This window comes from Candidatus Marithrix sp. Canyon 246 (assembly GCF_001723685.1).
Classification (GTDB): Bacteria; Pseudomonadota; Gammaproteobacteria; order Beggiatoales; family Beggiatoaceae; genus Marithrix.
On record NZ_MCBX01000018.1, the window covers coordinates 33068 to 45319 of the forward strand.

The window sequence follows — 12252 nt, forward strand, 5'->3', positions numbered from 1 at the left end:
TATTTACACCACTTGTACAGCAATGCGATGACAAGCATTATTAAGATAACCTTTAGGATTCCAACCCGGTAGCACCATCGGTTGTGAACGACCTTGACTATCTACTGCTCTTGCCCAGACTTCATAGTAACCAGTTTTTGGAAACTCAAGCGTCGCATTCCAGTGTTGCCAAGCCAGTCGATTCACTGGTGTTTTTAAATCTGCCTTTTTCCAACTTGCGCCAAAATCGTTGGAAACATAAACTTCGCTCACTTCTAAATCACCAGCCCACGCATGACCTCTGACTGCTAATGATTTAGCCTGTTCATGTATGATGCCTGATTTTGGAAAAGTCACAATGGATTTAACTGGCATCGACTCAATAATACGCATATCCTCATCTGGCACTCTCGTACCCGGAGCCACTGGATTACGAGGCACACGGTAAGATTTACCAGTCATTTTGGCACCATCGTGGACTTGGTCTCTAATCACAATCTTTTTGAGCCATTTACCCGAAGCAGAAGCCGGCCATCCGCCGACGACCATTCTTAATGGATAACCATTCTGAAACGGAAGATCTTCGCCATTCATTGCCCAAGCAATCAAGGATTCATCTTCCAAAGCTTTGGATATTGGTACTCCTCTGGAAATAGGTACTTTATTTGGATCGCCACTAGTATGAGTATCAGCTCCATAATAGCCTATGTAAACCGCATCGCTCTTAATACCACAAAAGTTCAGAACATCTTTCAGTTTAACACCGGTCCAATTAGCACAACCAATGGCTCCAACTGACCATTGATTACCACTAGCTGGCGGATTAAATTCACTTCGGCCATTACCACCACATTCTAGTGTCAATTGATAAGTATGATTCTCAAATTTTTGCTTTAGTTCGGCTAAAGTAAATGTGGTAGGCTTTTCGCAAGACTCGCCTGCGATTTCTAAGGTCCAGTTATTGATATCGATGTTTTCTGGAGGAATACCATTGTTTCTAATAAAAAAGCGATTAGCGGGTGTGATGTCATCATCCAACAAATGTGGTGGTGTTTCCGCGTTCAGTGGTCGATCATTAAGAATAATCAAACCATCTTTACCCGGTATTTGAAAAGGATCGTTGCTTTCGGCAAGTGCTGCTGGAATCAGTCCACTGGGCATATACTTAGCAAAAGGAATACTGGCTCCAACTATTGCAGTCATTGCGAGTAAACTGCTTTTAGTTAGAAAACCTCGGCGACTAATAGGATCAGCTTCTCGGCCCCAAACGAGCCAATCAGCTTTTTCAGCATCTTCTGCGTAGAGATTATGAATACCTCGTGTTTTTTTACTCATTTTGTTTTTCTCCATAAAAAAAATATAATTATACATATTTTTTTATCTATGGCAAGAAAATTTTTTTGTTACACAAGATATAGGTTAATCCTTAATCTTCATCTTGATATGTTACAGGATATTGTAAATAACAAGCCATAAGATCAATTTCTGCTGGAGTTAAAGTGCCCTTTTGCCCCCATGCTGGCATTCCACCCGTTACACCATTAAAAATCACGTGTTTAGTTTTTTCGATCCCTAATTTGACAATATTTTCTGGTAATAAGGGTTTCCCAGTTCCACCTTCTCGCAATTCACCATGACAACGATCACAATATTTAAAATAAGTCTTTTTAGTCTGCTTAAAGTCAACTGCTGAAAGTGGTGGGCAAGATGGAGTAGGAGGAATAGAACAATCTGTTAAAGTCCTAATCCATTCATCAATCAGTTTTATACCTTCTTGATTAATAACAGTGCTACCTAATGGTGGCATTTCTCCTTTGTGCATTCTTTGTGAAATCAAAGAATGTTCTGGATCACCAGCAGTCAGTACATGAATTTGTGGAGGTTTTGATTTATAACAAATTTCTGAGAAGTCAGCTGTAACACGAAAATCATTTCCACCTTGTCCGCCCGGGCGATGGCAATAACTACAATTAGTATGCAAATAAGCTCTAGCACGTTGTTCTAGCGGCATATTATATTTTGGTTGAGCAAAATTTACTTGGTCATATGTCTTTTCTGCAATTGTTAACAGCCCTAGATTCATGAAAGTATCAATTTGTGGGCTAATATGACCGGTGCTTGAATAGTGATGTAAACGATTCATTTGCCTAGTTTCTAAACCAAGAACATCTCCAGCAACTTTAGTATGGCATTCTAAACACTGTTCTCCACTAGGATAAATCCAAGTTTGAGCATTAATTTGTTTCTGTTTTTCGCCTTGAAGTAAAGTTGCGTCTTTTCCATCTGCATCCCATTCATAGCTATAACCAGCCCACCGATCATCATCATGATGAACTAGTAAGCGTGTTTCAAAAATCTTATCTTGTAAATAGAAATGCTTAAATAAAATACTGCCAATTGGAAATACCCAACGCCCTTCCTTATTAATACTAATGGTTTTATCAGCAGGTAAAGCCATCCAACGTTCCTTAGAAGCATTATCTGACCAAAACATTAAATTAACATTATAAGGTATAACTCCTGCCGCTGGTTTTATTTTTCCTTCATTAATGATAACACAGCCAGTTTCAGACAATTTACTAGCAATAGCAGCACGCGCTGGTGCAATACAGGTAGTATTTTGAATGCGAGGATCAGTATCAAAGCCATTTAAATGAGAACCAATTCTAATTTCCGCAATTGCCCAATTAGATAATGACGCTGTTTGTGGCGCAAATGCACTACCAGCTTTGCTATAATAAGCAGAAAAAACATACTTACCAGCCGGAATACTAGCAGGAATAGCAGGCATTTCTAAAATTCCATCAGTCAAATCACTAACTGTAATATTTTTTTTGAATGGTTCAAGATTTCCATTAATTCCACCAGCATTAATAAATAAATCCACTTTAGCTTTAGGTATCGGCATTTGAATATTCACCCATAAATCCAATGGTTCATTAATCAATGACTTGTCATTTATATGAGTTTGCAATTTAATCGATAATGGATTATTATGAATATAATAATCAGCTTTTACTTCTTTAAAATTCAGAGAGATTGGTGGTTTATTAGTATCAGCGGCTAAATTAAGCCAATAACCACACAATAATATATATATTATATGTTTCATTAAAAATCCTATACTTTATTTAAAGAAAATATAATATATAATTTAATATATTTTTGCTATTAATTAGCCTAAAATTAACTTTATCCCCACCAACAAAGTAATAATTTCAAATATCCTCTTTATCCAGCGATTACCTTTAGTAATAGCCAAATGCGCTCCAAAATACCCGCCTAATAATGAACCAAGTAATAATGCTGGCAACCAATCCCATTTTACATCCCCTAACAATCCCAAGGTAATTGCTCCAGTTCCATTCCAAAACAATCCTACTAAAACTAAGGTATAAGCAACCGCACGTTTATAATCTAAACCAAACCAGCGAATTAACCAAATTGTTACAAATAAACCAGTACCAGAAGTTAAGGAACCATTTAATATACCAATACTAAATATTACACAACCACCAATAATACAACCATAAGTATTACGATGTAATGGCATATATTGTTGACCTAACTGTGATTTGAACCAAGAATATAAACCTAAACTAATAGTAAGTAAACCTAAAGCTATTTCAGCAGTGCGGCTGGGAACTAGTAGAATTATATTTGCGCCAATAATGACACCCGGCAGACCAGTGATCAAAATATATAAAGCAAAGCGGCGTTCTAATTTACTGTCTCGTAAATAACGTATAGTGGCACCAACTCCTAAAGCGACGCTGGCAATTTTGTGTGTGGATAAGGCTATAGCGAATGGTAAGCCTAAAAAAATGAGGAGGGGTAATTGAATTAATCCAGCTCCTCCGCCTGCAAATGCAGAAAAAGCATTTGCAACGAAGGAAATAACAAATAAGAATATTTGTTCCAACTATCTTCTAAAATTTTTCTTAATTTTAGTTCTTAAAGCGGCTGTTTTAGCGCGATTGCTACCACTTACGAGAATTATAGCTTGTTTTTTTCTACTAGAACAAATAATTGTTCCTTTATATGCACCATTAGTTCCAACTACAAAAGTACGTCCACTACTAATAACACGAACTTTGGATCTTTTCATTGCTTTTTTAGCACGATTTAAACATCCCTTTTGACTTAAACGACCAGTAGCTTTAGTGGCATAAAACAAATAAGGTGAGTTGTCAACAACTGATCCTCTAGACTCATGTGCATAAGTAACGTTAGTCATAGCTAACATCAAAAATGCTATAGCTGGAATGATAGATTTTAAATGTTTCATATAATAATCCTCCTAATGGATTCAAAAAAAGTAATTGCCCTGAAGAGGACTCGAACCTCTGACCTTCCCCTTAGGAGGGGGACGCTCTATCCAACTGAGCTACCAAGGCAGACTCACTCATTCTATACTAATTAAATTAATTTTGCTAGTCGATTTGCTGCTGATATTACTTGATTTGGAGCTGTACCCCCAATATGATTGCGAGCTGATACCGATCCTTCTAAAGTTAATACTTCATATACATCATCATTTATATGTGGTGAAAAAGTCTGTAAAGTCTCTAAATTTAAAGAATCTAGCTCACAATTATTATCAATACAATACCTTACTGCTGTACCAACAATTTCATGAGAATCACGAAAAGCCACGCCCTTACGTACCAAATAATCAGCTAAATCAGTAGCAGTCGTAAATCCTAACTTAGCCGCATTACGCATATTATCGCGCTTTACTTCTAAGCTTGGTATCATATCAGCATAAACACGCAAACTACCTTTTAAGGTATCTACAGTATCAAATAGCGGTTCTTTATCCTCTTGATTATCCTTATTATATGCTAATGGTTGTGATTTCATTAAGGTCAATAAACAAGTTAAATGACCATATACACGTCCAGTTTTACCACGCACTAATTCTGGTATATCAGGATTTTTCTTTTGTGGCATAATAGACGAACCCGTACAAAAAGCATCACTTAATTCTATAAAATTAAATTGTGCAGATGACCATAATACTAATTCTTCAGAAAAACGTGATAAGTGCATCATTATAATAGATGCTATACTAGTAAATTCGATAGCAAAATCACGATCACTTACTGCATCTAAAGAATTTTGAGCTATAGCGTCAAAGCCTAATAACTTGGCGGTATAATCACGATCAATTGGATAAGATGTTCCAGCTAATGCAGCAGCACCAAGCGGCATAGTATTAACTCGTTTCTGACAATCTTGCAAACGTTGTTTATCACGCATCAACATTTCACACCATGCTAACAGATGATGTCCAAATGTAATTGGTTGGGCACTTTGCAAATGAGTGAAACCGGGCATAATAGTATTAGCTTCACACTTAGCAAGCTCAACTAATGCGGTAATTAGCCTTATTAATTGCTGACTGATAATATCAATTTCATCACGCAAATAAAGACGAATATCGGTAGCAATTTGATCATTTCTGGATCTGCCAGTATGTAACTTTTTACCAATTACACCAATTTTTTGGGTTAATCGCGTTTCAATGTTCATATGAACATCTTCTAATGATTCTAACCAATTGAATGTGCCATCGGCAATTTCTTGTTCAATTTCATTTAAGCCATCAACAATTTTTTGACATTCAATATCTGTCAAAACTCCAACATGTGCTAACATAGTGGCATGTGCAATTGATCCTTTTATATCGTATTCATATAAACGTTGATCAAAATTAACAGAAGCAGTAAAGGCTTCAACGAAGCTATTAGTGGGCGCAGTAAAACGCCCACCCCAAGGTTTTTCTAAATCCATTATAAATTATTTAGGGGGAAGTGAATGTCAGTTAAACATCCTATTATAGCAATAACCGGTTCATCTGGTGCAGGTACTACTACAGTAAAAAAGGCTTTTGAAGATACTTTCCGTAGAGGTGGATATGATGCAGCTATTGTAGAAGGCGATAGTTTCCATCGTTATGATCGCGCTGAAATGAAAGTAGCAGTAGCAGCGGCTGAAAAAGAAGGTAAAAATTTAAGCCATTTTGGTGCTGATGCTAACTTATTTGAAAAATTAGCTGAGCTATTTCAACAATATTCAGAAACTGGCACTGGTAAAGTTCGTAAATACTTACATAACGACGAAGAAGGTGCGCCTTATAATCAAAAAGCTGGTACTTTTACACCATGGGAAGATACTCCAGCTAACTCAGATTTGTTATTTTACGAAGGTTTACATGGTGGGGTTGTAACAGATACAGCCAATGTTGCACAATGGGTTGATTTATTAGTAGGTGTAGTGCCTAGTGTAAATTTGGAATGGATACAAAAAATTAGTCGTGATGTTGCAGAGCGTGGCTATTCGCCTGAAGCAGTAACTCATACAATTTTAAGACGTATGCCTGATTATGTTGAATACATAACACCACAATTTACTCATAGCCATATTAACTTTCAACGAGTGCCATTAGTAGATACTTCTAATCCATTTATAGCACGTGATATTCCAACTCCTGATGAAAGTTTAGTTGTAATTCGTTTTAATAAGTACCGTGAATTACAAGATTACGCTTATCTACAAAGTATGATTCATGACTCATTTATGTCACGCCCTAATACTTTAGTTGTACCCGGTGGCAAAATGGGATTTGCTATGCAAATTATTTTTAGACCACTTCTAGAAACTCTGATGGAACAACGCCGTCAAGCAATGTAATTATCTAGGGGCTTAATAAGCCCCTACAAGTTTTAATGAACTATTATCGCGTTGAATAGGAAAAAAATTATATTTATATTCAAATCTACCGATACTCCATTGAGAATTTTGCTTAATTAAAGTAATAACCCCTATAAACTCTCCGCCATCAAAACTTGCAACCACTGTATAACGAGGATTCATTAACCACCAACTAGTGCTAGAACGAAATAATCCACCATATGCACCATGATAATTTAATAAACTGCCTAATTCGATGAAAACATCATTAATTTGATTTAACTGTGTTTCAGTAAGATTTTGTTGTAAAGCATAGCTGCTATAATTAAAAAATTTTTTTTCATCCCAATCAGCTAACAAAACTAGCATGGTTGTATTTATAAATACTTTAGTTTCACGATTAATTTGTTTAACACTATAATTTACATAAGTAATACTGATTATTATTAATAATAATAACAATGTTACAAAACTACGGCTGCTAGAGAATAAGTTCATGTTATTTCAGTCGATAAGTAAAACCAAAAAATGCTACTTTGTCTATATCATCATTACCATTATCATCAATACCATCATCATATTTAGTTAAACTAAAAGTTAAATCTGCTGTTACTAGATTAGTAACATAATATCGAAAAATAGAACTTAATTTATTAGTCATCAAATCATTTGTACCTACTCTGCTAGGAAAAACTGCATTAATTGTCCATATATTTTCCCAGTCAATTCTATCTGATAACTCATAAGTTAATCCCATACGGTTATCAAATAAATCAAATTGATTATCAGCTAAAATTCTTGAATAACTAGCTTCTTCAGTAAATTGCAATTGATAACCAAAGGGTTTAGCATATTCAAATCCTAAATCTAAACTCGGATCATCATCATCAGCATCTTCAAAGGTTGAAGTGATATAACCTACACCACCTCTAACTGACCAACCATGTTTACGAGGGCTAATTCTTTCTAAAACTAATACATAACGTGTTTTAATAACGCCAACTGCACCTAGCGCATTATTTTTTAATATACCAGCCTTTTGCATGACTTTTTCTAAAGCTTCGATCCAATATTGCTCATAATCTTCAAATCCATATCTACTTTGGAATTCGCGCCGCTTACCCACAATAGCAGCTAATTCTAAATATGTACTATCATCCACTTTTCCAACAATAACACCGTATTCTTTTAAAGATTCTACCACACGTAATACATCTGCTAATGGTGTGGCATCAATAACTCTACCATAACCAATACCTGTTGTTAGCTTTGAATAAGGATTATCAGCTTCATCATCGCCAATTTGACGACGAAAAGCTAAATCAATTCCACCAAAGCCAAATAAACCAAATAAATTATCCGTCAGATATTTATCAAAATTACTTTTTACATTAAAAAGATAGCTTTCTTCTGTCTCTGCGTTTGCAGCAGAATCGCGATTAATATCAAGACTACCTTCAAATCTAATTTTCCATACAAAAGGTAAAGTACTATAATTCATTTGATAAAATCCAGAAGTAGTTCCATCAAAACTAGTTTGATCTTGGTTGCCTGAATTTAAATTAAATCTACCATTAAAAAATGCTTCATCAAAGATTCTATCAGGGTCTCTAAAATCAGTTAATTCAATAGCTAATAGTTTGATTGGATTTATAATTAGCAATAACATTATAAATCCAATGTATTTTGACTTGAACATATTTATTTACCAAATCCTTTAAAAAAAATGATTATTATACATTCTTGGCTCGCTAATTGTAATTGTGATGCAACAATTAGTATATAATAATATTATCCCCCTCCCTCAATTTATCATTATATAATGAAAACATTAATAGCAATATTATTAATATTGATAAGTCAATTTGCTTATGCAAAACCTTGTATCCCTAATAGCTATCCTAAGTATTTTCCTAACGAAGCTCGTGTTCATATTCCCTGCTTAATTGTAAAGGATGCTGAGGGTAAGTCTGTGTCTTATGAGGCGGAATTAGAACTTATAATTAGCCCTGATGGACAAATACAGTTATTGTTAATCGAACCTGCTTTTATAAATGTTAATGATCTAAATTAAAAATTATGAAAAAAATTATTTGTTTTTGCTTTATATTCAATAATATTGCTCATGCTGAAAGCCCTTGTAGTTCTCAAGTCACAGAATCTACATTCTATCTGACAAATGATAATATCAATATCCCTTGCCTAGAAGTACCAATAGGCAATGGTAGTTTAGTGGCTTATCAAGCTTATCTAAAGAAGGTTCCAAATAAAGACAATGAATTGCTATTTTCTCTTACCAATGTGCTTCCGGTTGATAATAATAGCCCTAAAACTACTAGTAAACCAAATATAGCAAATACTGATTTATGTCAAGACTTTGCTGATACTTATCCAACCACAAAAGGTTCTACTCCTCCCGGTAGTAAGTGGCTTTATCAATTACAAGCAGCCTCAATTCCTTTTATCAATAAATCAAACTTCGATATATTGACGCTTGATTATTCAAGAGACGGTACTGATAATCAACGCTATTCAAACGCTGAAATTGATTCTTTACATGCTAATAATAAAGTAGTTTTAGCTTATTTAAGTATAGGAGAAGCTGAAGAATATCGTTATTATTTTGATAACCAATGGGTAGCAAAAAATGCTAAATCCACTACTTCACAACCCACAACCAAAGCCCCCTGTTGGTTAGGATTAACTAACGAAGAATGGCATGGTAATTATAAAACCCAATATTGGTCAGAAACTTGGCAACAAATTCTCATCGGTTATCTTGATAAAGTAATAGATGCAGGTTATGATGGGGTTTATCTTGATATTACAGATGCTTATTATTATTGGAGTAATCCAAATAATGGTGAAAAATTAGATAATGGTCAAAACTTAGTTCTGGATATGTTTCGTATTGCACAACGTATGATTAATCTAGTAAAACGTATTGCCTATCATGCTAGAGTTGTACGCGGTAAAACTAACTTCTATATTTTTCCACAAAATGGAGCACCTATTTTAGAATTTGATACAGATAATAGTTACTTAGAAACAATTAGTGGTATTGGTGTTGAAGATTTATTTTATAATGAAATCGAACCAGTCTCAGATGATGAGACTTGGTATCGATTAGAATTTATAATGAAAATCAAACAAGCAGGCAAAAAAGTACTGCTTGTTGATTATCTTGATGATGGCTCAGGCTATCAAGGCGAGAATAAAACTAGAATTGATGATTTTCGAGAGAAAGCCCAAGATGAAGGTTTTATACCCTATGTCGGAATCTCTGATCGTGCTTTAGACACTCTTCATATTATTAAAGGCATACAAGAATGACACGTGTGTTATTGTTATGACAGTGCTACTAAACCTGACAGGTTTTTAAAACCTGTCAGGTTTGATTCAAGTCATGCGGTTTAAACCAAGCTAGTTTTTGATGCAATTTCACCACATCACCAATAATGATAATACTAGATAATTTAATATTTTGTTCTTCAACAATAGCCGGTAGCGTTTCTAAAGTTCCAACTAAAACGCGCTGCTCTGAAGTAGTGGCTTTTTGAATCAATGCTATCGGCTTATCTTTTGACATTCCATGTTCAATCAATTTACTACAAATCGTAGCTAAATTATTTAAGCCCATATAAATCACAACAGTTTGTTGAGGTTGTGTCAAAGCTTGCCAATTTAAATCAATACTATTATCTTTAAGATGCCCAGTTACAAAAATACAGGATTGTGCATAATCACGATGTGTTAATGGAATACCTGCATAAGCAGAACTACCAATCGCTGCGGTAACGGCAGGTACAACTTGAAAAGCAATTCCTTGCTCCATTAAAGTTTCAATTTCTTCACCACCACGCCCAAATAAAAATGGATCACCACCTTTTAAACGTAATACACGTTTACCCTCTTTTGCTAAACGAATTAATAACTGATTAATTTGTTCTTGAGGCACAGGATGATTAGTCGGCTGTTTACCTACGTAAATTAATTCAGCGTCACGTCTAACCATATCTAAGACTTCTGCTGAAACCAAACGATCATAAAGCACCACATCAGCCTGTTGCATTAACCGCACTGCTTTAAAGGTTAAAAGATCCGGATCCCCCGGTCCACCGCCAACTAGATATACTTCACCATGTTCTTGCTTAGTGTTTGCAAGCAAATCTTCTAAAGCCTTACTAGCAGCATTAGTTTTTCCAGAAAATACCATTTCGGCAATATTACCTTGTAATACCTTTTCCCAAAATGGGCGACGCGCTGGAAAATCTAAGCGTTGTTTTACTTTATCTCTAAAAGATGCTACAAACTCTGCTAACTTACCATAACCGCTTGGTATCATAGCCTCTAAACGAGTACGTAATAACCTAGCTAAAACTGGAGAGGTTCCACCCGTAGAAACCGCAATTTGTATAGGTGATCTATCAATAATTGCCGGCATAATAAAACTGCATAAATCTGGTTGATCGACAACATTAACTGGAATATTTTGTTGTTGAGCTAATTTTGAAACTTGTTCATTAACATTTTTATCATTAGTTGCGGCTATAACTAAACGACAATCCTGTAAATATTTAGGGGCAAAATAATCCTGATGATATTCAACATTATCAAACTTTGATTTTAATTCAGGTGCGACGACAGTAACTTTAGCACCAGCTCGTAGTAACAATGCCGCTTTACGAGCCGCAGTAGCACCACCACCAACCACTAATGTTTTGTGATCACGGATATTAAAAAAAATGGGTAAAAAATTCATATTACTTGAAAAGACTTGATTTAAAATCTATATTAGTATATAACAATAAAGTTTTAAAGTCATTTATTGTTATTTTTATTAAAATAGGAGATAAAAACTATGGCTGACTATAACGAAGAATTAGATGCTTCAGGTTTAAATTGCCCTTTACCGATTTTACGGGCTAAAAAGAAACTGAATACAATGGAAAGTGGTCAAGTATTACGTATTATTGCAACTGATCCCGGTTCTGTCAAAGATTTTGATGCCTTTGCTAAACAAACTGGCAATACATTACTCAGCACAGAAGAAGAAGGCGATAAATACGCTTTTTTTATTAAAAAGAAATAATTATGTCTGACGAAAAAAAATTAGCTATTATAGCTACAAAAGGTAGTCTTGATTGGGCTTATCCACCATTGATTCTGGCTTCAACAGCCTCAGCATTGGGTTATGAAACTGAAATTTTCTTTACTTTTTATGGCTTAGCCATGTTAAAGAAAAAGCTGAATTTACAAGTATCACCACTTGGTAATCCAGCAATGCCAATGCCAATGCCTGTACCTGTAATAATGCAAGCAATGCCCGGTATGCAAGCAATGATGTCTAGCATGATGAAAAAGACCATGAAGAAAAAAGGTGTTGCTAGCGTTGAAGAATTGCGTGATTTATGTTTAGAAGCTGAAGTTAGAATGGTAGCTTGCCAAATGACGGTAGATCTATTTGACTTCGATACTAAAGACTTTATTGATGAAGTCGAATATGGTGGTGCTGCAACTTTCTTTGAGTTTGCAGGCAAATCCGACATTTGTTTATATATTTAAACTTCAAAACAA

The 12252-nt window shown here is 35.0% G+C and carries 13 protein-coding genes and 1 tRNA gene; 5 read left to right on the forward strand and 9 right to left on the reverse strand.

Annotated features, from left to right (window positions below; genetic code table 11):
• Positions 1 to 3 precede the first annotated feature (3 nt).
• From BHU68_RS10480 to argH, 6 genes are all read right to left on the reverse strand, one after another.
• Complete coding sequence (locus BHU68_RS10480; RefSeq protein WP_069471139.1) at positions 4 to 1314, reverse strand: sulfite oxidase; 1311 nt, start codon at positions 1312 to 1314, stop codon at positions 4 to 6.
• Positions 1315 to 1405: 91 nt separating this feature from the next.
• Entirely contained in the window at positions 1406 to 3091 is a 1686-nt protein-coding gene (locus BHU68_RS10485) for a c-type cytochrome (RefSeq protein WP_069471140.1), read from the reverse strand.
• A 63-nt stretch (positions 3092 to 3154) separates the two neighbouring features.
• Positions 3155 to 3901 carry a sulfite exporter TauE/SafE family protein gene (locus BHU68_RS10490; protein ID WP_069471141.1) on the reverse strand — a complete coding sequence of 249 codons (747 nt, stop codon included), beginning with the start codon at positions 3899 to 3901 and terminating at the stop codon, positions 3155 to 3157.
• Positions 3902 to 4267 (reverse strand): hypothetical protein, encoded by a 366-nt coding sequence (locus tag BHU68_RS10495; protein ID WP_069471142.1) that lies wholly within the window; start codon positions 4265 to 4267, stop codon positions 3902 to 3904.
• 35 nt (positions 4268 to 4302) lie between these two features.
• A tRNA-Arg gene (locus tag BHU68_RS10500) sits at positions 4303 to 4376 on the reverse strand.
• A 22-nt stretch (positions 4377 to 4398) separates the two neighbouring features.
• Positions 4399 to 5775 carry an argininosuccinate lyase gene (argH, locus tag BHU68_RS10505; RefSeq protein ID WP_069471143.1) on the reverse strand — a complete coding sequence of 459 codons (1377 nt, stop codon included), beginning with the start codon at positions 5773 to 5775 and terminating at the stop codon, positions 4399 to 4401.
• Positions 5776 to 5799: 24 nt separating this feature from the next.
• Between argH and BHU68_RS10510 the strand changes: the two genes are divergently transcribed.
• A complete protein-coding gene (locus BHU68_RS10510; protein WP_069471144.1) occupies positions 5800 to 6675 on the forward strand; it encodes a phosphoribulokinase in 876 nt (291 codons plus the stop codon).
• Positions 6676 to 6687: 12 nt separating this feature from the next.
• On the opposite strand, the gene BHU68_RS10515 is transcribed toward BHU68_RS10510, so the two are convergent.
• Positions 6688 to 7173, reverse strand: coding sequence for a hypothetical protein (locus tag BHU68_RS10515; protein WP_069471145.1), 486 nt, complete (start codon positions 7171 to 7173; stop codon positions 6688 to 6690).
• 1 nt (position 7174) lies between these two features.
• Positions 7175 to 8344 (reverse strand): DUF481 domain-containing protein, encoded by a 1170-nt coding sequence (locus BHU68_RS10520; protein ID WP_069471146.1) that lies wholly within the window; start codon positions 8342 to 8344, stop codon positions 7175 to 7177.
• Positions 8345 to 8497: 153 nt separating this feature from the next.
• Between BHU68_RS10520 and BHU68_RS10525 the strand changes: the two genes are divergently transcribed.
• Positions 8498 to 8749, forward strand: coding sequence for a hypothetical protein (locus BHU68_RS10525; RefSeq protein WP_069471147.1), 252 nt, complete (start codon positions 8498 to 8500; stop codon positions 8747 to 8749).
• 5 nt (positions 8750 to 8754) lie between these two features.
• Positions 8755 to 10008, forward strand: coding sequence for an MJ1477/TM1410 family putative glycoside hydrolase (locus tag BHU68_RS10530; RefSeq protein WP_069471148.1), 1254 nt, complete (start codon positions 8755 to 8757; stop codon positions 10006 to 10008).
• 55 nt (positions 10009 to 10063) lie between these two features.
• On the opposite strand, the gene cysG is transcribed toward BHU68_RS10530, so the two are convergent.
• On the reverse strand, positions 10064 to 11437 hold the full coding sequence (gene cysG / locus BHU68_RS10535) for a siroheme synthase CysG (protein ID WP_069471149.1): 1374 nt from the start codon (positions 11435 to 11437) through the stop codon (positions 10064 to 10066).
• 99 nt (positions 11438 to 11536) lie between these two features.
• Here cysG and BHU68_RS10540 point away from each other — a divergent pair, with 99 nt between their 5' ends.
• A complete protein-coding gene (locus tag BHU68_RS10540) occupies positions 11537 to 11767 on the forward strand; it encodes a sulfurtransferase TusA family protein (RefSeq protein WP_069471150.1) in 231 nt (76 codons plus the stop codon).
• Between the two features lie 2 nt (positions 11768 to 11769).
• Positions 11770 to 12240, forward strand: a complete 471-nt coding sequence (gene dsrE2 / locus BHU68_RS10545; RefSeq protein ID WP_069471151.1) for a sulfur carrier protein DsrE2 — start codon at positions 11770 to 11772, stop codon at positions 12238 to 12240.
• Positions 12241 to 12252 lie beyond the last annotated feature (12 nt).